The sequence below is a fragment of the Bartonella raoultii genome (assembly GCF_019659805.1).
GTDB classification, from domain to species: domain Bacteria; phylum Pseudomonadota; class Alphaproteobacteria; order Rhizobiales; family Rhizobiaceae; genus Bartonella; species Bartonella raoultii.
The window spans coordinates 245,954-266,584 of sequence record NZ_JAIFRO010000003.1; the positions used below are offsets into that span (position 1 = coordinate 245,954).

18 protein-coding genes and 1 tRNA gene are annotated in these 20,631 nt (G+C 32.4%); 13 read left to right on the plus strand and 6 right to left on the minus strand.

Annotated elements, in window-relative coordinates; translation table 11 throughout:
- Window positions 1-126: 126 nt before the first annotated feature.
- Window positions 127-1,005, plus strand: coding sequence for a tRNA 2-thiocytidine(32) synthetase TtcA (gene ttcA, locus K3248_RS03920; RefSeq protein WP_220717042.1), 879 nt, complete (start codon window positions 127-129; stop codon window positions 1,003-1,005).
- Between the two features lie 193 nt (window positions 1,006-1,198).
- Here the strand turns inward: ttcA and lexA are convergent, their stop codons facing one another.
- Window positions 1,199-1,903, minus strand: coding sequence for a transcriptional repressor LexA (gene lexA / locus K3248_RS03925; protein WP_220717043.1), 705 nt, complete (start codon window positions 1,901-1,903; stop codon window positions 1,199-1,201).
- 369 nt (window positions 1,904-2,272) lie between these two features.
- Between lexA and K3248_RS03930 the strand changes: the two genes are divergently transcribed.
- The 8 genes from K3248_RS03930 (at window position 2,273) to K3248_RS03965 (ending at window position 10,344) form a co-directional block, all read left to right on the plus strand.
- A tRNA-Lys gene (locus K3248_RS03930) sits at window positions 2,273-2,348 on the plus strand.
- A gap of 842 nt (window positions 2,349-3,190) precedes the next feature.
- A complete protein-coding gene (locus K3248_RS03935) occupies window positions 3,191-4,105 on the plus strand; it encodes a septal ring lytic transglycosylase RlpA family protein (RefSeq protein WP_220717044.1) in 915 nt (304 codons plus the stop codon).
- Window positions 4,106-4,254: 149 nt separating this feature from the next.
- Entirely contained in the window at window positions 4,255-5,415 is a 1,161-nt protein-coding gene (locus K3248_RS03940; RefSeq protein ID WP_220717045.1) for a D-alanyl-D-alanine carboxypeptidase family protein, read from the plus strand.
- A 31-nt stretch (window positions 5,416-5,446) separates the two neighbouring features.
- Complete coding sequence (tmk, locus tag K3248_RS03945) at window positions 5,447-6,091, plus strand: dTMP kinase (RefSeq protein ID WP_220717046.1); 645 nt, start codon at window positions 5,447-5,449, stop codon at window positions 6,089-6,091.
- Window positions 6,088-7,140, plus strand: a complete 1,053-nt coding sequence (locus tag K3248_RS03950) for a DNA polymerase III subunit delta' (protein WP_220717047.1) — start codon at window positions 6,088-6,090, stop codon at window positions 7,138-7,140. Before tmk ends, K3248_RS03950 begins: the two co-directional genes overlap by 4 nt.
- Window positions 7,141-7,200: 60 nt before the next feature.
- Window positions 7,201-8,760, plus strand: a complete 1,560-nt coding sequence (gene metG / locus K3248_RS03955; protein ID WP_220717049.1) for a methionine--tRNA ligase — start codon at window positions 7,201-7,203, stop codon at window positions 8,758-8,760.
- Window positions 8,750-9,523 (plus strand): TatD family hydrolase, encoded by a 774-nt coding sequence (locus K3248_RS03960; RefSeq protein ID WP_220717051.1) that lies wholly within the window; start codon window positions 8,750-8,752, stop codon window positions 9,521-9,523. The genes metG and K3248_RS03960 overlap by 11 nt, the downstream gene beginning before the upstream one ends.
- 11 nt (window positions 9,524-9,534) lie before the next feature.
- Window positions 9,535-10,344: an MBL fold metallo-hydrolase gene (locus tag K3248_RS03965; protein WP_220717052.1), complete on the plus strand. Its 810-nt coding sequence runs from the start codon at window positions 9,535-9,537 to the stop codon at window positions 10,342-10,344.
- A gap of 767 nt (window positions 10,345-11,111) precedes the next feature.
- Here the strand turns inward: K3248_RS03965 and K3248_RS03970 are convergent.
- The 3 genes from K3248_RS03970 to pcsA are packed head-to-tail and all read right to left on the minus strand — an operon-like array spanning window position 11,112 to window position 13,368.
- Complete coding sequence (locus K3248_RS03970) at window positions 11,112-11,531, minus strand: DUF6163 family protein (RefSeq protein WP_220717054.1); 420 nt, start codon at window positions 11,529-11,531, stop codon at window positions 11,112-11,114.
- The gene (locus K3248_RS03975) at window positions 11,528-12,574 is read right to left on the minus strand and encodes an enoyl-CoA hydratase/isomerase family protein (RefSeq protein ID WP_220717056.1); all 1,047 of its coding nucleotides are present in this window, start codon (window positions 12,572-12,574) and stop codon (window positions 11,528-11,530) included. Before K3248_RS03975 ends, K3248_RS03970 begins: the two co-directional genes overlap by 4 nt.
- Before the next feature lie 11 nt (window positions 12,575-12,585).
- A complete protein-coding gene (gene pcsA, locus K3248_RS03980) occupies window positions 12,586-13,368 on the minus strand; it encodes a phosphatidylcholine synthase (RefSeq protein WP_281421930.1) in 783 nt (260 codons plus the stop codon).
- 211 nt (window positions 13,369-13,579) lie between these two features.
- Here pcsA and K3248_RS03985 point away from each other — a divergent pair, with 211 nt between their 5' ends.
- The 4 genes from K3248_RS03985 (at window position 13,580) to K3248_RS04000 (ending at window position 16,718) form a co-directional block, all read left to right on the plus strand.
- Window positions 13,580-14,764, plus strand: coding sequence for a UbiH/UbiF family hydroxylase (locus K3248_RS03985; RefSeq protein WP_220717058.1), 1,185 nt, complete (start codon window positions 13,580-13,582; stop codon window positions 14,762-14,764).
- A 294-nt stretch (window positions 14,765-15,058) separates the two neighbouring features.
- Window positions 15,059-15,403: a hypothetical protein gene (locus K3248_RS03990; protein WP_220717060.1), complete on the plus strand. Its 345-nt coding sequence runs from the start codon at window positions 15,059-15,061 to the stop codon at window positions 15,401-15,403.
- Complete coding sequence (locus tag K3248_RS03995; RefSeq protein ID WP_220717061.1) at window positions 15,381-15,707, plus strand: hypothetical protein; 327 nt, start codon at window positions 15,381-15,383, stop codon at window positions 15,705-15,707. The genes K3248_RS03990 and K3248_RS03995 overlap by 23 nt, the downstream gene beginning before the upstream one ends.
- 486 nt (window positions 15,708-16,193) lie before the next feature.
- Window positions 16,194-16,718, plus strand: coding sequence for a superoxide dismutase family protein (locus K3248_RS04000; protein ID WP_246588267.1), 525 nt, complete (start codon window positions 16,194-16,196; stop codon window positions 16,716-16,718).
- A gap of 124 nt (window positions 16,719-16,842) precedes the next feature.
- Here the strand turns inward: K3248_RS04000 and K3248_RS04005 are convergent, their stop codons facing one another.
- Both K3248_RS04005 and K3248_RS04010 read right to left on the minus strand, forming a co-directional pair.
- Window positions 16,843-17,775: a COG2958 family protein gene (locus K3248_RS04005; protein ID WP_220717062.1), complete on the minus strand. Its 933-nt coding sequence runs from the start codon at window positions 17,773-17,775 to the stop codon at window positions 16,843-16,845.
- A gap of 105 nt (window positions 17,776-17,880) precedes the next feature.
- The gene (locus K3248_RS04010) at window positions 17,881-20,610 is read right to left on the minus strand and encodes a DEAD/DEAH box helicase (RefSeq protein WP_220717063.1); all 2,730 of its coding nucleotides are present in this window, start codon (window positions 20,608-20,610) and stop codon (window positions 17,881-17,883) included.
- Between the last annotated feature and the right edge of the window lie 21 nt (window positions 20,611-20,631).

Sequence of the window (20,631 nt, forward strand, 5' to 3'; positions counted from 1 at the left end):
TAGTTTTATTCCTTTTGAAATATATCCTTTTATAAAATCAGTGGGACATAAGTTTAAACTACGTTCCGATTGTGGTATCTGTCATTCTTGTGGAACAAACTATTTATAGTGCAGGATTATGATATTATGGATGATACCTTCATTGAATATCAAACAATAGAAGGAAGATTTAAGAAAAGTGATCCTTTATTGAGAGAAACAAATGATTATCATCCAATTTTTCGAGATGCTCCTTCAACAGTAGAGTTTAATAAATTACGCAAACGGCTTTTGCGACATGTACGGCAAGCTTTGAATGATTTTTCTATGCTTTCTTCAGGAGAAAAATGGCTTGTTGCTTTGTCTGGTGGAAAAGACTCCTATGGTTTACTCGCACTTCTTCTCGATTTAAAATGGCGTGGTCTTTTACCAGTTGAAATTTTGGTATGTAATCTTGATCAAGGACAACCAGAATTTCCTAAACATATTCTTCCAAATTTTTTAAGTTCTTATCACATTCCATATCGTATTGAGTATCAAGATACTTACTCAATTGTTACAGATAAATTGGCAAATACACAAACGTATTGTTCTCTTTGTTCTAGATTACGTCGTGGTAATTTATATCGTATTGCGCGTGAAGAAAAATGTTCGGCATTAGTTCTTGGGCATCATCGTGATGATGTTTTAGAAACATTTTTCATGAATTTGTTTCATGGTGGTCGATTAGCAGCTATGCCCGGAAAGCTTATAAATGATGAAGGTGATCTTTTTGTTTTACGTCCTCTTGTTTATGTAGCTGAAGAAGATATGGATAAATTCTCTCAAGCTATGAAGTTTCCGATTATTCCTTGTAATCTTTGTGGTAGCCAAGACGGCTTACAACGCAATGCAATGAAGAAAATGCTTAGAGATATCGAAAAAAGAATGCCAGGACGAAAAGATACTATGATTCGTGCTTTAACAAATGTACGTCCAAGTCATTTACTTGATAAAAAACTTTTTGATTTTAAAACTTTCTTATAGAAGAACTTTTTATCATACCTAATTTAAAATTATACTTTTGATTACAATACTCTGAAAAACATGAGGACGCATTGCTGATTTTAATGAAAAAAATTTTATAAGTAATGCTTATCGTAATGATATTATATAGAATGCCTTACTTCTGAGAAAACACGTAAACTACATTTTAAAATCTTCATTTATATACTAGTTTTTAGTATTTGCGAATAAGTCCAATAAGTTTACCTTGTATTTGTACACGTTCGGATCCATATATGCGTGTTTCATAGTGGAGGTTTGCAGATTCTAATGCAATAGATGCTCCTTTGCGTCGATAACGTTTCAGAGTTGCTTCTTTTTTATCAATGAATGCGACGATAATGTCACCTGATTCTGCTATATTTTGGCGTTTAACAATTATAGTATCTTTATTTAAAATTCCTGCCTCAATCATAGAATCATCTTTGACTTCTAAAGCATAGTGTTCTCCCACCCCAAACATCTCTTGTGGTAAAGAGAGGATATCTGTTTGTTGTAATACCGCAGAGGTAGGTATTCCTGTAGCAATGCGGCCCATAATCGGAATAGTGATATTTCGTTTGTTTTCATTATCAAAATTATCAAAGCTTTGTGATATTTTATTGCTCTTTTTTTCTATTGCTTTAGGATAAATTTTACGAGCTGAAGAAAGATCAAATGTTATTTTATTGGGTAGCCGAATGACATCTACTGCACGCGCACGATGAGGTAAACGATGTATAAAGCCTCGTTTTTCTAGGGCTATAATAAGTTTATGAATGCCCGATTTTGATGAAAGCCCTAATGCAATTTTCATTTCATCAAAGGAAGGGGAAATACCAGTTTCTTTCATGTGATTGTGAATGAACAACAATAGCTCATATTGTTTACATGTCAGCATTCAATATTCCAATCAAAAATATCTTCTTTATGTTTTTATTTTAAGCATATATTTCGTATATTAAAATTTATTTATAATAATATATAATTATATTTGTTTTAAAAAGAAAATATTATTTAATTTATAACTTTATATATATTAATAAATATACTTTTTTCACATTTAAATTTGTTATCTGAAATAAGGATAATATTTATTATTTATTTTACTATATTAAAACATTTATTTCTCAAAACTAAAATAAGAAAGAGGAAGAAAAAAATATTGATAACTAAAATGAATAATCATTTTTTTTTGAAAAAGTATTGACCAAATGGAAAGTCAACCGTATGTTCCATTTACTTTCTGCAAGCGAACTTGTTTGTATGAGAGCGCGTAGCTCAGCTGGTAGAGCAACTGACTTTTAATCAGTAGGTCCAGGGTTCGAATCCCTGCGCGCTCACCAGCTTTTTATGATATCAATAGATTATATAAAAGTTTGGAAGCTTATATTCCTTTTTTCTATTAGTTTGTTTTTCTATGTCTCCTAAACTTTTTGAATTTATTTTGTTATGAGTCGTTTTTTGCCAGCTACTTATAACAAAAGGATAACATTCTATCTTTTATCCAACCTAAAAGCATTGTCATTTGTAAAACGCTTTGTATTAGCAGCGGCGTGTTATGGCTAATTCCAGTAAAATGGAAGAACATCGATTTTAAATTAACTTTTTTTGTTTTAAAATATAAGAAATATCAAGTTGTACTTTTTAATGTTTTTTGCTGTCTATGGCAAAAGTCCCACGCTACAAGAAGAGTAAAAATAAGACTTCTATTTACAAGATATCATTAACAGTCCAATTAAAAAGGCTATCAAACTCGTTAAGAAATACGTTTCTGCTAAAAAAGTGTTTCATCTTTTATCTGCAGAATCAAAAATATGATATCTTTCAATATTTTTACACTAATACACGATTGCTTTTCCTATTAATTTGTTATTTTACGTCATCTTATAGAGAATAATTGTATTTATTCACAATTTTATTTATTAATAGGGATATTTCAATTAACATATTGATTTATTTTAACTTTAATTGATTCTAATGTTTATTGAAGTGCTTTTATTTGTATATAGAATCATAAAAATATTAATAAATACATTAATTTCTTGATAAAAGGTTAATTTTAAGGATACTAGGGGCGCACGTGGGGAATCGTTTTAAAATGTAAATTTTCCTAGCGCATACAGAAAATGCGAAATGGTCTTTTTATATTATAGTAAATACTCTATAGAAATAAGCGGGCTAAAAAATGCTTTTAAATAGCAAAAAAAAATTTACTTTCACTTCTAAATCAACATGGCAATTTTTTTCTGTCGTAATTGTTTCTCAACTATTGGTTGCTTGTTGTTCAAGTCAAACAGCTCAATTTTCTATGAAAAACTTCTGTTGGAATAAGGAAGATTGTACAAAAGCTGCTGTTTTAGCTCAAAAAAAATTAAATGAGAAAAATCAATCAAACGAAAAAAAGAGACGGCGGGCTATTGTGGGGAAGCCTTACCAAATAAAAGGAAAATGGTATTATCCTCAACATGATCCATCCTATCAACGTGTAGGGCAAGCATCATGGTATGGTTCAGACTTTCATGGGCGTTTAACAGCAAATGGTGAAATCTATGATATGAATCTTTTAACAGCTGCGCATCCTACAATGCCCTTACCTAGTTATGCCCGCGTTACTAATTTAAAAAATGGATCTTCTATTGTTGTAAGAGTAAATGATCGCGGTCCTTTTATGAAAGATAGAATCATTGACTTATCAAAAAAAGCTGCAACAATTCTTGGTTATGTAAATGCAGGTGTCACGAATGTAAAAGTAGAATATCTTGCTGAAGCGCCCATTGGCTATTATGATGCTGCTTATTTGACATCCTCTTATGTTCCTGGGAACTCTAATTCCCATTTATTAGCATCAGTGAATAATTTTGAAAAAAGAGAACACGTTATATTGAAAGAAAATAAAGTTCCTACAGAGCAATTAATTCAAACAGTTGTTGACCATGAAAAAGTAGATAAAGCTATTCCAGTAAAATTACCGAAAATTGGTCCTGTTCTTATTGAAAAGCCAGAGTTATTTGACCAAGTAGCCTCTGTAAGTGAGGAAAACATAAAAATGAAAATAAATCAGCTGCAGTTATTTAAGATAAAGGAATTGCAACTTTTTTAAAGAATATGATTGTATGTTGCTCAATAAGTAAAAATTTTAGGAATGTTGTATGTATTTGAAAAATTGAAAGTTGAATTCTCTATAAACAAATCTTTTTTTCTGAAAGAGTATTCTCTATGCTGATTCTTTAGATATTAGGAGAATTGGTTGTGCGTGTGTCGTTAAGGATTTTGTTTATCTTATTGGGAATATTAACATTGAATGGGGGGAGAGCGCAAGATTTTCAAACTTCTGCATCCCAACTGCTCTTATTAGATGGTGATACAAATACAGTACTTTTTGAAAAACAAAGTGATATCCGTTTTTTTCCTGCTTCATTAGTAAAATTGATGACGGCTGAAGTCATATTTCATCAATTAAAAAAAGGATTATTAAGTAGCGCACAAACATTCACGGTGAGTGAACATGCTTGGCGAAAAGGTGGAGCGCCTTCAGGTACAACCACTATGTTTGCAAAAGTGAAGACAGAAATTAGTGTTTCTGATCTTTTACATGGTTTAATTGTTGTCAATGGGAATGATGCAGCAATTACTCTAGCTGAAGGAATATCTGGTAGTGAATCTGATTTTGCAAAACTTATGAATGAGCGAGCAAAAGTTCTTGGGTTATCACATAGCCATTTTGTTAATGCAACAGGACTTCCTGAAAAGGGACAGTTTGTGACATTACGCGATATGATTACGTTAGCGCGTCATATTGCTCATGAGTATCCTGATTATTATATGCTTTACCGTGAACCTAATTTTACTTGGAATAAGATTTTTCAACGGAATAAAAATCCTCTTATTTTTAAAGAAAGGGGTATTGAAGGATTTGGCTTTGGTTATAGTGAAAAGGAAGGTCTTTCAATGGTTATTACCCTTTATAAAAATCATCGACATCTTTTTTTAGCAATAAATGGTTTGCATGATGGTAAAGGGCATACAAAAGAAGTAGAGCGTATTCTTCAATGGGGAATCACAGCTTTTGATCTTAAAACGGTTTTCTCAAAAGGAGAAACAGTGGGCCATGCTTCTGTGTATGGTGGAGAAAAAAAATCTGTTCCACTTATTATTAAAAACCCCATAAGTTTTATGCTTTCAAATGAAAAAAAAGTGAATGTCAAAGCAAAAATTAAATATCATGGCCCATTAAAAGCTCCTATCATTTTAGGACAACAAATTGGTATAATTCAGATCCTAGGAAATAAAAAGATTCTTGTAGAAAAACCAGTTTTTGCTGGAAACAATGTTAGAGAAGGAAGTTTCTTTACAAAAGTAAAAGATGCATTCTATGAAATAACAATCGGATGGTTACGGAAATATTTATAATATGTGTTAATATAAAAACTAAGGTTTATACGTGTCAGGTTATTTTATCACATTCGAAGGAGGGGAGGGGGTAGGGAAAACGACGCAAATTTCTTTGCTTTCTCAATATCTCCGCAACAAAGGGTATAATGTTTTGACGACGCGAGAACCAGGAGGAACTGCTGGTGCAGAGGCGATACGCCATATTTTACTGTCGGGCAAAGTACAACACTATGGACCTTTAATTGAAGCAGTTTTATTTACAGCCGCACGCAGTGATCATGTTAGCCAAGTGATTGCTCCTTCTTTGCAAGAAGGAAAAATCGTTTTATGTGATCGCTTTATTGATTCTACACGTGTTTATCAAGGTCTCAATGATAAAGTGAGTCCTTCTACGCTTTCTGTTTTGGAATCTATAGCACTCAATGGGCTCATGCCTCATCTAACATTTTTATTAGATATATCAGCTAGATGTGGTATGAAGCGTGCAAATTTGCGAAGAAAAAAGGTAGAAAGAATTGACTACTTTGAAAAAGATGAACTCAAAATTCAAGAGCAAAGGCGTGAAGCTTTTCTTCGATTAGCAAAACAAGAGCCTCATAGATTTCGTGTTATTGATGCTACAGGTGAAGTCGAAATTATTGCACAGCAAATACAAAATATTTGTCAGCAAATAATATTGGATCAACATTCATGAGTGATATAAATATTTTACGCCATTATGATGATATCAATACAGTTTTATCACCATCACAGAATAACGTTATCTTTGGTCATGAGGATGCTCGTCATTTTTTAGCACGAATGCGTAAAGAGGGGCGGTTGCATCATGCATTGTTATTTGAAGGAGAGCATGGAATTGGAAAGGCTACATTGGCATTTCATCTTGCTTGGAATATTTTAAGTTCTCAAAAAGATGTTTTTTTACAACCAGAGCATAATTCTGTCACATGGAGGCAAATCACGCAAGGAAGCCATTCTGGTCTTTTGTATATTTCACGTCGTTTTGATGCCAAAACGCAAAAATTTAAAAATGGTGTACTTATTGATGATATCCGTGATATTATGCATTTTTTAAACCAAACATCGCAGGAAAATGGATGGCGTATTATTATCATTGATCCTGCTGATGATATGAATAAAAATGCTGCAAATGCAATTCTTAAAATACTTGAAGAACCTCCTGCAAAAACATTATTCATTATCATTACGCATTCTTTAGGAAAATTGCTTCCAACAATTCGTTCTCGATGCCAACAAATTTCTTTACGAGCATTAAATGATAATGAGATGAAAAAAGTCATTACACATGCTTTTCGTAATCAAGATATCCATGATAAAACTATCGATGTAATTATTCAAAGATCTAAAGGAAACCCTCGAAAAGCAGCCTTACTTCTTGATCATGGTGGACTAGAAATAATTAAAAATATTGATACTTTCTTGGAGCAATCTGTTTGTAACTTAGCTATTGTACATACTCTTGCACAAACACTTTCTTCTCTTTCTGCAAGTGTACAATTTCAACAATTTTGTGATGAAATTCTTGATAAAATTTATAAAAGAGCTATCATACTAGCTGAAAGAGGAAATTTACCTCTTTCAAAGAAATATGCACAAATATGGCAGGAGATTCTTCAAGAAATAGGGGAAATGCAATCATTTAATCTCGATAAAAAGCAATTCATAATTAATTTGCTTTTAAGAGTTCATAAGACTGTTCATGAGGGTGCGTTTTTTCCGTGACAATATGATTAACAGGCGTTATGTCATTATATCTTTATTGCGTTTTACAACGAGTATGACATGCGTGACACATATTACATAACAACTCCCATTTTTTATCCCAATGGCACTCCACATATCGGACATGCCTATAGTGCGATTGCAAGCGATGTTTTAGCCCGTTTTCAACGATTAGATGGACAAAATGTCCTTTTTCTTTCTGGTACGGATGAACATGGTTTAAAAATGCAACAAACTGCAGCATCGTTAGGTATGACACCTAAACAGCTCGCTGATCGTAATAGTTCCGTGTTCCAAAAAATGCTCACTGCTTTGAATTGTTCTAATGATGATTTCATTCGTACAACAGAAGAGCGCCATTATCAAGCTTGTCAAGAAATTTGGAAAAAAATGGAAGCACATGGCGATATTTATCTTGACCGTTATACAGGCTGGTATTCAGTACGTCAGGAAGCGTATTATGAAGAAAAAGATACTGAGGTTGGAGAAGATAATATCCGCCGTGAAAAGGAATTAGGCTCTCCAGTTGAATGGAATGAAGAAGAAAGCTATTTTTTTAGACTGTCTCGTTATGAAAAAGCCCTTCTTGAACATTATGAAAAATATCCTAATTTCATTGCGCCAGTTGAACGGCGTAATGAAATTATAAGTTTTATCAAATCGGGTTTAAAAGATATTTCTATTTCACGTACGAGTTTTAATTGGGGTGTTAGTGTTCCAGGCAATAAAAAACATGTGATGTATGTTTGGGTTGATGCACTTACAAACTATTTGTCAGCTATTGGCTTTTTTGATGAAAATTCAAAAAAGCGTAATTTTTGGCCTGTCAATACGCATATTATTGGTAAAGATATTATTCGTTTTCATGCTGTCTATTGGCCAGCATTTTTAATGTCTGCTGGAATTGAATTGCCGCAACATATTTTTGCACACGGTTTCTTACTCAATCGCGGTACAAAAATGTCAAAATCTATTGGAAATGTAGTTAATCCATTTGAAATGGTTGATCATTATGGTCTTGATCAGGTTCGTTATTTTCTTCTCCGTGAAGTACCGTTTGGCCAAGATGGCAGTTATAGTCACGAGAGTCTTGTGAATCGTATCAATGCGGATCTTGCTAACGATCTTGGTAATTTAGCACAACGCTCTTTATCTATGATTGCTAAAAACTGTAATGCAAAAGTTCCCACACCAGTTAATTTTTTTGTTCAAGATGAACAGCTTTTAGAACAATCTCTTCAAATATTTAAAACTGTACGACAATCTATGTCTTCTTTAGAAATACATTTAGCTCTCTCAGCTATTTTTTCAATCGTAGCAGATGCTAATCGCTATTTTGCTAATGAACAACCTTGGAGTTTACGAAAAAATAATCCTGAACGATTTTATACTGTTCTTTACGTAACTGTAGAAATTTTGCGAAGAATAGGTATTATGCTTTTACCTTTCATGCCACAATCAGCTGATAAGCTTCTTGATAGCCTTGCAATTTCTAAGAAAGATCGCTTATTCTACCATATAGGCCATGTAAAAATTCAAGAAGGTCTTGACCTTCCGCCACCTGAACCAATTTTTCCCCGTTATATAGTGAAGAAAGGCGATATTCATCATGTTGATTGATACACATTGCCATCTTGATTTTGAAGGTTTGTCACAAAATTTGGATGATGTTATCCAGCGGGCTCTAGATGCTGATGTTAAACGTATGATAACAATTTCAACACATGTTCATAAATTGGATAGGCTTTTAGAAATTACCCAAACCTATGATCAAGTATTTTGTTCTGTTGGTACACATCCCAATTATGCTCATGAAGAACAAAATATTACAGCCGAAGATCTTATTCAGCTATCGAAGCATCCTAAAATTGTTGCGTTTGGAGAAGTTGGTCTTGACTATCATTATGACTATTCTTCACCAAAAGAACAAAAAAAGACTTTCCAAGAGCATATTATTGCTTCTCGAGAAACACAACTCCCTCTTGTTATACATTCACGCAATGCTGATATAGATATGGAACAAATATTACGTGAGCAAACAAAAGAAGGAACTTTTCCTTTTATTCTTCATTGCTATTCGTCAGGTATGCAACTTGCTCGTGCTGGTCTTGAACTTGGTGGTTATATCTCTTTTTCAGGTATTCTTACTTTTAAAAATGCGCTTGAAATTCGTGAAATTGCAAAAATTGTTCCTTACCAGCATTTATTAATTGAAACAGATGCCCCATTTTTAGCGCCAGTTCCTCATCGCGGAAAAATAAATGAACCATCTTTTGTACGTTATACAGCAGCTCTTTTAGCTGAAACTATTGGTTTAACTATTGAAGAAACTGCTCAGATAACGACAGAAAATGCTTTGCGTTTATTTAGCAAAATGAAATAAGGTAAAAGGGTATGTTTGATCGATACCGATTTATAATATTAGGCTGTGGTCCTTCTCCAGGAGTGCCACGCCCTAATGGTGATTGGGGAGATTGTGATCCCAATAACTCTAAAAATAAACGCTATAGAAGCTCTTTATTAGTTGAACGCATTAAATCATCAGGAAAAAAAACAACCGTTGTTATTGATACTGGTCCGGATTTTCGTTCACAAATGATTGATGCGCGCGTAAATCATCTTGATGCTGCACTTTATACGCATTCTCACGCAGATCATATTCATGGTATTGATGATTTACGCAGTTATGCACTTGCACAAAAATGTTTAATTGATATTTATGCAGATGCCTTTACACTGGAACATCTTAAAAATTCTTTTGGATATTGCTTTCAAACACCGAAAGATTCCTCTTATTTACCTATTTTAAAAGCACATCTCATCGATGAAGATAGTCAATTTATCATTCAAGGGCAGGGTGGAGAGATAGCTGTCAAGACGCACTTGCAATGTCACGGTAATATTCATTCTCTAGGTTTTCGTATTGGTGATGTTGCTTATTGTACAGATGTTAGTAAATTTCCTGAAAAAACATTGCTAAAACTCATGAATTTGGATGTTCTCATTATTGAGGCTCTTCAATTTGAAACACACCCAAGTCATCTTTCTGTTGATCAGGCATTACAATGGATAGAATATTTAAAACCTAAAAAAGCTTTACTCACACATATGGATAGATCGCTTGATTATAATAAGGTTATAAACTATGTTCCATCATATGTTAAGCCAGCATACCAAGGGCTTACTTTTGAAATAGATATATAAATCTTGTAAAAAAATAGAAATATTAGTTTTTATATTTCAAACATATTTAGAGCACTAATAATGACAATATTATATTGAATTTTTTCAGTATTGAACGAGAGTTATTTTCTAATAATTGCTATCTTAATACTATAATTGTATGTAGGGCGCGTTATAGCTGCTTTAATAATTAATAAGTTTTATATTTTTTCTGTTTTAGGTTTTATAGATCATAAATTGAGTAAAAGTAATATATTTTATCATTCAATAATTGTAATACTATTTTAAAAGAACTTACTCTTTCAAATCATATCAAAATCATAATTAAATATTATTACAGTAATCCTAATGAATTTCTTCCATCAATAGTATCATGATTATTTAACTTTAAACAGTATGTATTAACGGTTTTAAAGTGAATTCTTTAAAAGAAATAATTTTATATAATAATAAATAATTATGACAAATTGTTGCCATAATTGTGTTTTATAAATTCATTATGTGACAAAAATGTTACTAAAGTGGGTTTATTTCAAGATTAAAACCTTTCTTTTATTCTACATTTATTTGTTGCATAACATTTATTATGGAACTTTTAATTTTAAATAGAGGGTTATAAATGTTGGTAGCATCAGCTTGGGGAGCATTGTCAACCATTATATGGATATTTTCAATAAAAAGTTATACTACTGCTTGGCAATTATGGTGGGTATTTTTTACGTAAAGAAAATTATGATCTTTGTGCTTCAAAATTGGACCAGTTATCCTGGTCCAAAAACTTAATTAATCTAATCGTCTTTTGTACAATTTCTTTTTCTTTTCAAAAACATCATCGTTATTTTTAGTATCATAAAAATAAGAAATAATATTCCATGGAATAGCAGTACGAAAGATTGATCAATAGAAGCAGAATAATACATCGTTAATATTTCAGTAAAAGCTGCAATGCACCATAAAACAATTCCCCATAGTGAATACATCCAAAGCCCAATTAAGGCGATAGGATAAATAATGGCTAATGTAGCAGATGCAAACTGCCAGTGCCATGGCATAAGATCAAAACGCCATAAAGTGCTTGGAAATACACCAACAAGACATATCCAATAAAAAATACTTAAACTTAAGCAAACAAGCGCTAAAAATCGCAAATAACATTTGTAAATTAAGTTGATTTTTAAAATCTGTTGTTTTTGAAGCTGTGTTTTCAAAATAATAATTCTTTTTTAATAGGTTGAAAGTAAGAATCTATCATTTCATCTGCTACATTTGAAAGTTTGTTTGGCTGCCATTTGGGTGTTTTGTCCTTGTCAATGAGCATTGCACGTATTCCTTCATAGAAGTCATGGGAATAGACCATATGATATGCAATACGATTTTCAATTTCCATAGCATCTTCTAAAGTTTTAGCTGGATTTTGTTTCATTTGTTTCCAAATAACTTTTAAACTTGTTGGGGAACGTATCTGTAAAATATCATAACACTCTTTAGCAAATACAATACCTTCATTGCTTTTCTTTTGAAGTAATTCAAGACATTCCTCCAACGTATGAGCACTAAAGCATGTGCTGATAACGCAACGTATTTCATGACTTGTTTCATAATCTTTTGTGATTGCTCGCTCGTCTAAAACTAAGTTAGGATCTCCTTGTTCAATAATCGCTTTTCTAATGCATTCTAATTCAATTTCAGGAACAGCATGTGTTGCTAATTTTAAGTTTAAGCAATCACCCCATTTTATACATGCGCCGGTTAATGCAAGATAAATACCAAAGTGATCAGGAAGAGATGGTAAAAAAAAGCTTGCACCGACATCAGGGAAAAATCCAATAGCACTTTCTGGCATAGCAAAAAGTGTATTTTCTGTAACAATTCGATGAGAACCGTATAGAGAAATGCCTACCCCTCCTCCCATCCAAATACCATTCAAAAAAGAAATATAAGGTTTTGGAAAATATTTAATAGAAGCATTTAAAAGATATTCATCACGAAAATATTGGTAAGAAGCAGCTATTTTTCCCATATGATAAATCTCTACCACATCTCCACCAGCACAAAAAGCACGCCCCTCTCCCTCAACTAAAACACAAGAAACATCATCATCTACTTCCCATTCACTAAGAGCTTTTTTAAAAGCAAAAACCATTTGTTGATTCAAAGCATTTAATGCTGAAGGACGCGTGAGCTTTATAATACCAGCATGCCCTTCTTTTATAAAAGAAATGTCATTACCTGCCCCAAAGTCAATTTTCATCTTATCCCCTTTCAAGACTGGTCTATCTTATGTTTCTTTACTCCTAATTGAGGAAATATTTGCATTATAGCACCAATACAATAAATATAAATACCTGTTACTGAAATTCCTACTTTAATCCAAAATGGAGCATTCAGCTGGTAAAAGAATGCGGCAACGCCAAAGAAGCACCATAAGAGAAAAATTGGAAAATTAATTCTACGTAAACGGATAACTCTTACTGGATGTATAAAATAAATTGGCAGAAAAGATATGATTGCCGATACAGTAATTATAATAAAAGTGGCCCACTCCCCTGGTCTTACAACAAAAAGCATAAAAACCATCATATTCCAAACAACGGGAAACCCTTTAAAAAAGTTTTCTTTAGTTTTCATTCCAGTATCTGCGTAATAAATAGCAGATGAAATAACAATAATAGCACTTAATAAAAATGATAATCCTGAACTCATAAAACCACTTTGATAAAGTGCAAAAGCTGGAATTAAGACATAAGTCACATAATCAATGATATTATCTAATAATTCTCCAGACCATGTCGGAAGTACATATTTAACATCAAGTTTGCGCGCAATTGGTCCATCTATACCATCAACAAGAAGTGCAAATCCGAGCCAACAGAACATAGCATTCCATTCTTTTTGAGATGCTGATATAAGAGACAGAAATGCTAAAAATGAACCTGAAGCTGTTAGTAAATGGACAGAAAAAGCTTTTGCTTGTGGCATAGTTACTTTTTTATGGCATAATAAATCAGCATTTGTTTTGATTTTTTTTGTTAGCTTCCGTCTCAAGGTTTTCTATCCTCGTTTCTAAAGTCTTGATCTATCTATACGCTATTTTCACCCAATAATACGATTTAGCATGATAAAAATCATAAAAAGGTTACTTTTTTATATCGCATTATTTATTACATAATATAATAGAAAAGATTCATACAATAAAAAGAGACCATTCACTTAGAAATGTTAAAATATTTGGTCAATAGGAAAGGCCCAAGTTGTTGTGACATTTAAAAAAAATATGCATAAAGAAATTGCCGTCATTGGCGCAGGCCCTGTCGGTATGTTAGCAGCACTTTATCTTGCACATAAAGGCTACTCTGTTTTTCTTATTGGGCCACCCGCTTCTGTAGATGAGTTACGAACAACGGCTCTTATGATTCCAGCTGTTCGCATACTTAAAGATCTTAATCTTTGGGATGCTCTAAAATGTCATGCCGCTGCGTTATCTTTTATCAGAATCATAGATATAACCTCTAGGATTGTGCGTGCTCCTACTGTGAATTTTTCTTCTACTGAAATTGGTGAAGAGGCTTTTGGTTATAATATACCAAATACCAAGTTAAATAGTGTTTTAAGTAATTCTGTTATGCATACGCCTAAGATCATAAGATTTTTTTCTTCGGCAAAATCTTTTCAACATCAACAAAATCATATTCACATTACTCTTTCAGATGATAGAGTGGTTCAAGCCCCACTTATTGTTGCTGCTGATGGACGTAATTCTTTAACACGAATAGCAGCCGGTATAGACGTCAAGAAGTGGAACTATCCACAAACTGCACTCGTTCTTAATTTTTCTCACGACTTTTCTCATCAAAATACATCGACTGAGTTTCATACAGAAAGTGGTCCATTTACACAAGTTCCATTACTAGGACATAGGTCCAGTCTTGTATGGGTTGTTCATCCTTCACATGTTGATATATTATTAAATATGAAAGAAAAAGAAATTGCACAAACGATTGAAAATAAAATGCAATCAATGCTTGGCAAGCTAACTGTAGAATCCCCCATTCAAGCATGGCCACTTTCAGGACTTATTTCTCATCGTTTTGCCGCTAATAAGACGATTTTAGTAGGTGAAGCTGCTCATGTTTTTCCTCCTATTGGAGCACAAGGACTAAATTTAGGATTTCGTGATGTCCAAACTTTAATCAATATCTTACCCAATCCAATATCTGATTTTAATGCAAAAAAAATTGTTACTGCTTATCATCAATGCAGAAAATCTGATATATTAATCCGTAGCGGATCCGTTCATATGCTGAATTCTGCCTTACTTTCTAATATGTTGCCTTTTCATATTATGCGAAGTTTTGGACTTGGATTACTCCGTCATTGTTCACCGTTACGTAATTTTTTTATGCGAGAAGGAATCTCTCCTGGTTATGGATTTAAGAAGTAATATCACCATTTTCAGTTAAATTATTTAAGAACTATAAATATGTTTTTTGCCGAGAAAATAGCACATCAATTTTATATAGCTGTTAAAATATTTTTATGCGCAGCATATCTCTTAAAATATATGTAAAACCTATCCCAAATATTTTTTCATATTCGTTATTTAAGGAATGGTTTTATTTATTAATATAAGTTTTTTAATTTATGTTATTAAGTATAATCTCAAAAATAAAACAGCCTTGGGAACCTGTTAGCAATACAAATGTTAATAAAGTATTGTTCGGTGGAAGGTTACAAAATGAGATTTAGTAAAACTTTTCAATTAAGTATTTTTTTTATAATAATTCTATGTATTTCTTCTATAGTTACAGCATCAATAAGTGAAGTTTTTTATACTTCCTATTATCGAGCCTCTGCATATAATTTTACCCAAGATATTACTAAATCAGGACAGAATTCATTTACTGCTTCACAAATTCAAAACTATCTTACACAAAATGGCTTTAATAATATTAAACGATTACGTTTAGACGATAAAGGTATTTGGCGAGCTTTAGTAAAATTTAAAAAGCATCATTTTCTTGTTTCTGTAGATTATTCTGGAAGCATCAGTATTCAAAATGAAAGAAAAAAATATGATTGATTTTAAAAACTATAGTAGCATTTATTGTTATAGCTATGCCAAAGAAATGTTTAAAAAGATTTTTCATTTTCTTAAAGAACCGGCTTTTATTGGAAGTTTAAATGGTAGCCTATCAGGAGCAATCGCTGCAATTCTTTCAGCTTATGGTTATATTGCTCTTCCAGGATTTGGTCCAATTATCGCAAAGGGCATTATTATAGCGCTTTCTACGGGAACAATTATTGGTGCAATAATAGGAACCTGTATCGGCATTTTAGTAGGTATATTTTGTACTTTTATAGAAAATTTGTATACATTACGATAATGCTTTTTTTAATTTTATTTTATATTTTTAGCTCAGAAAATACCTAAAAAGATTAGCTTACGGATAAAATACCAATCCGTTTTCATTATTATTTCGAATAGACTAATGCATGAAAATTGAATGTTGTATGATAGATATTTACCTAAGCACAGACTCTATGATAGGTAAAGTTACTAGCTTAGCGATAAATTTTTTTCCATTATCTCTTGAAGAAATGATAAAGCAATATAATTATCAATCCATAAAGATTGTATTGTTTTATGGATACGAGAGAGTGTTTTAGATATGCTTTAAAAGCATAAGAAGATTTATATTACTGTTTTCATATTTATAGTATTTTTCTCTTTATTTAAGTCAATAAAAAACTTATATTAAATATAAAATGCTGTTTATGATGATATATATTTTATTTTTACTTAAGTTATAATAATATTATTATAATTTTTGTATAAACTTTAAAACTCGCTTAAATATAAAAGGTGATTTTTGAATAAGTTTATTTTTCCTTTCTTAGTTTCATTATCATTTTTAAGCTATGATGCTTTAGCATTAACAACGTCAATGCAAATAAAAATTTATGCGCTTAAAAAAAATAGTATAAAAAAGCCCATTGGTACAATAAAAATTGAAGAAAGCCCTTATGGTTTAATTTTTGTACCTCATTTATTTTCCTTACCTGTAGGTTTGCATGGTTTTCATGTGCATGAATATCCTTCATGTGATATGAAAGATGGCGTAATTGGTGGCGCAGCAGGTGGACATTATGATCCAGATCATACTAAAAAACATCTTGGGCCTTATAATATTCATGGACATCTTGGTGATTTACCAGAACTTTATGTGGATGATAATGGAAAAGCGATGATGAGTGTTCTTGCTCCAAAAATTAAAAAGCTTGCTGAAATTAAAGAGCGCTCGTTAATCATTCATTTAGGAGGCGATAATCAATCAGATCATCCATTGCCACTTGGCGGAGGGGGAGCACGCTTAGCATGTGGTATTATAAAATAATAAATTTGATAATAAAATCTAAAATTCTTCCTATCTTGATATTAAGTTTATACTTTAAAAAATAAAGTTAATAAAACTTCTATTTTCTGGATATTTTAAAAGATGCATTCCCCCAAAATATAATTTATGAAACATGATCCCAGTCTGACTGACGAATCTCACCAGTTTGATAAAATTGACGAATAAGTTTAATATAGTGATAGAAATCTTTGTTTTCCTTAAGTAATCTGTTAGCCGTATCCCAATTAATTTCATTACGCTCTTTTGCTGAAATCATAATTTGGCTTTCGGAGAAATTTTCTTTATCAAGTCTTATAAATCCAATTCCGTGTAAATTTGCAAGCATCCGAAGTTCTTTTAATGTATCAATACCTGATATCTCACTAGCAACTAAATAACTAAAATTAGCCCATGAAGAATTGCTAACCGTTTGGAAAAATGCCTGTCGTACATTCGAACGGTTAATAAGAATCTTTACTTCAAAAGACCAAAGTTTTGTTTTTTTATCAAAATATTGTAGAACAGAATCTTTAATTTCACGATGCCATTCCTCACTTAAATCCTGTATTCCCACAAGATCTGGATAAAGCCATTTATTTCCACCATAACCGTGTCTATTATGAGAATGTTTTTCGTTAATCCGTTTGCTGTAAACTTTAAGCTCTGACCATAAAAATTTAGATAATAATGGATACAGATCACATTCTTTAACACCATCACCTACCCCATTCAACATATTATTCTCTACTTCATCAATTTCATCACTATCTGTTGATTGCGTGAAATAATACTGCCGCGGACGTCCTTCAGTGGTTTTAATTTCGGGATGACGCTTTTGCAAATGTGGGCGCTTAGATCCTATTTCAGCGACAATTTGCTGAATAAGAGCCGTATCACTATTAAGAGGCGTAACTATTGCTGTTGAACGCTTTTGCTTTTTACGGCAGGCCTCTGTATAATTTTCAAATATCCATTGAGCAATTTCACGAGCGGTAAACTTTTTTGTTGGGTTCTGTTTTAAAAAATTGAAAGTCGTATTAGTTAAATCCAAAGTCATACGTCAATTTATCCATTTTTGTCTTCTGTTATATTTATTCAATTGCTTTTAAACTTTACAAGGAAAATACCATTAGAACTTAAAAATTATCTCTTCTTAAATAACTTATGAAATAGTGAACTCTGCACACAAACCTTCAAAACTGCTGTTTACTTTAATAGCATCATGTGGAATAAGAACATAATGCCATGGTTTTCCGTCATGAAGGATAGCATAATGCGTTGCATGACGACACCATTGAACGGCTGCTTGTCTTTTTTTCAAAACAATAGAATTTTGCATTTCAGACGCTCTTTTAGGTTCACAAAGATATTTTGCATCTTTAGTTTCTACAACAAAATCTGGTTCATAGGTCGATCCCTTATCATATTCTATTTTAAAAAATCCTCGCGCAGGTTTCATCCATTTTAATACATGTACATCATCCTCTAATATTTGGGCAAATCGTAATTCTCCCTCTACTGAATCAAATTTTTGTAAAGGATAACAGCATTTTCTAAAGCCGCTGAATACAAGTTTTTTAATATTGCTTTTAATGGTTGGAATACTCCGAAAATCAACAGGAGATGTCCCTTGTGGCAATACATAATGGATAGGTGTTAAAGTTGTAAAACCTCGTGTTACTTTAACCTCATAATCTTTTTGCGTTTCCCATTGATGTTCTCTTAATTGTGTAACAATAAAATTATTAAGTTTATGCTGATAATGAATTAATACATTCTCAACGTCCGCATCATTGGGTAAATAAGATCGTAAATGCTCGACCATCTGACAAGCCAATTTTCGTAATAACAGCGTATGGCTATCATAATCGATAAAATCATTATCAATTAAATCACGAATGATATAATTTTCAAGATGAGGCTCTTTAACATATTCATTCTTAGAAGTGAGAAAAATGCTTTTATGTGTCCGCAATTCTCGAATTAAAAGCTCTTTACTAACAGGTTGCAAATTTAAGCTTTCTAAATTTTCCAAATCAAAATCAGAAAAACCATAAGTAACATCACGCGAAGGAATAAGTACAATATTGGGAATATCTATGATCAATTCTGGTAATCGTTTTGTCATAATTGTAACCACTTTTGACACAAGATTCTTTTGTGCTAGCGGCATAGTGCTCATAATTCGATTGCTCATTTTTTCTTGTATCGGCGTAGAACAAAGCATCTGAGAACTTGGTAAATTATCATTCTCTTTGATAAGATTCCACGCGATAGCAGCAATTTCTTGCTCTTCAGGCGTTAATACAGAGGAATTTGTATTCCGTAACATCATATCTTGTAAATCAGATGCTCCATTTATATCAGAATGACGCGTTACCACTGTTTGTATCAATAACGCTTCTGCTTGACTTGGAACCGTTACTATATCTGTCTTTTCAGAAGGAATATCTCCTCCTATTCCGATTTCAATATGCTTTTTTATAATTGAGTGTGGATCATTTGCACGATCAATAATATCCTGAAAACGATCATGCGCAATGATTGTTAAACGATCAATGGCTTCCACACCTGTTCTATAACCATAAGGCAAACGCAATCCACGCCCAATAGTTTGCTCTGTTAAAATTTCTGAAGCCGATGCACGCAATGGTACAATTGTATAGAGATTAGTAACATCCCACCCCTCTTTTAATTTATTAACGTGAATAACAATTTCTGTTGGCTCATGAGGATCCTCAATCGCAATAAGTTTTTGAATATTTTGATCTTCTTCTATATTTGATTGCTTTGTATGAATCTCTACAACTTTTCCCTTATAAGCTCCTGCAAAAAAATCATCTGATTCCAATAAATCACGCAATTTCTGTGCATGATTTGTATCTTGAGCTACAACTAAAATAAAAGGCTTAACGAACTTTTTGTTATAATCTTTGGCATAAGCCACTAAATCTGCTTTCACATTTTCATGAGCATGAATTGCATCTTGTAATTTAATATGTTCTAACTGCTCAGATGTATAATTCTGAGGTTGAAAGTCTTTACGTGTAGCAACTGCAGGCTCTTTTACAAAACCATCCCTTATAGCCTCTGCAAGTGAATAATGATAAACAACATTTTTAAAATTTACAGGTTTTGCCCCTATTGTTTTTGGTGTTGCTGTAAGCTCTATTCCTAATATAGGTTTTAACTCATTGATTGCCGTCGCACCAGCAGAAGCACGATAACGATGTGCTTCATCCATTAACAAAACTAAATCAGGAAGATTGGCAAGATAATCAAAATAACTTTCACCAATCGTCTCTTGTAAGCGTTTAATCCGTGGAACACTAGACTTTAGTGCCCCTTTTTTATGATCTATTGTATTAATTTTAGAAATATTAAAAATATTGATAAAGGCTGTATCCCTATTTTCAAACAAACGCTGTTGTCCGTGATAATGGTGTTCATCAGCACGAATACCTTTACCAGTTTCATAGTCTTCACCTGTAATAATAACGGGTCTATTTGCAATGAATTCACTTATTCCATTGAAAACATACTTTGAACTTTGGGGACTAAAATCCTGTTTTAATTTTTCATAAATAGTCAAATTTGGCGCCAATACAAAAAAATGACGACTACGACCTGTTAAATAAAGATAGCTGATAAAAGCGCCCATAAGTCGTGTTTTCCCAACACCCGTTGCTAAGGCAAAACAAAAAGAAGGAAAGTTTCGTTCAAAGTCTTGTACAGAAGGATAAAGATTTTTTATCACTTCTAATTCTGTAACCAAATCAGCATTTTTAGAAAGTTCTAATTTTTCTAAGATGTTTACCAAAATATTTAAAGATTCACGCTGAGGATCACGCAAGGACAGGCGAGCAGAAATCCTTTTTTCAACAGTGTTCATGAGAAACTCCGCTTTTTATAT

Excerpts from the sequence above, each read along its gene's own strand:
- K3248_RS03990 (WP_220717060.1), top strand. The coding sequence starts at position 15,059 with ATGAGATTTAGTAAAACTTTTCAATTAAGTATTTTTTTTATAATAATT.
- K3248_RS04005 (WP_220717062.1), bottom strand. The coding sequence starts at position 17,775 with ATGACTTTGGATTTAACTAATACGACTTTCAATTTTTTAAAACAGAAC.
- K3248_RS03950 (WP_220717047.1), top strand. The coding sequence starts at position 6,088 with ATGAGTGATATAAATATTTTACGCCATTATGATGATATCAATACAGTT.
- K3248_RS03935 (WP_220717044.1), top strand. The coding sequence starts at position 3,191 with ATGCTTTTAAATAGCAAAAAAAAATTTACTTTCACTTCTAAATCAACA.
- metG (WP_220717049.1), top strand. The coding sequence starts at position 7,201 with ATGCGTGACACATATTACATAACAACTCCCATTTTTTATCCCAATGGC.
- K3248_RS03995 (WP_220717061.1), top strand. The coding sequence starts at position 15,381 with ATGAAAGAAAAAAATATGATTGATTTTAAAAACTATAGTAGCATTTAT.
- K3248_RS03965 (WP_220717052.1), top strand. The coding sequence starts at position 9,535 with ATGTTTGATCGATACCGATTTATAATATTAGGCTGTGGTCCTTCTCCA.
- K3248_RS03975 (WP_220717056.1), bottom strand. The coding sequence starts at position 12,574 with ATGAAAATTGACTTTGGGGCAGGTAATGACATTTCTTTTATAAAAGAA.
- K3248_RS03960 (WP_220717051.1), top strand. The coding sequence starts at position 8,750 with ATGTTGATTGATACACATTGCCATCTTGATTTTGAAGGTTTGTCACAA.
- K3248_RS04010 (WP_220717063.1), bottom strand. The coding sequence starts at position 20,610 with ATGAACACTGTTGAAAAAAGGATTTCTGCTCGCCTGTCCTTGCGTGAT.
- ttcA (WP_220717042.1), top strand. The coding sequence starts at position 127 with ATGGATGATACCTTCATTGAATATCAAACAATAGAAGGAAGATTTAAG.
- lexA (WP_220717043.1), bottom strand. The coding sequence starts at position 1,903 with ATGCTGACATGTAAACAATATGAGCTATTGTTGTTCATTCACAATCAC.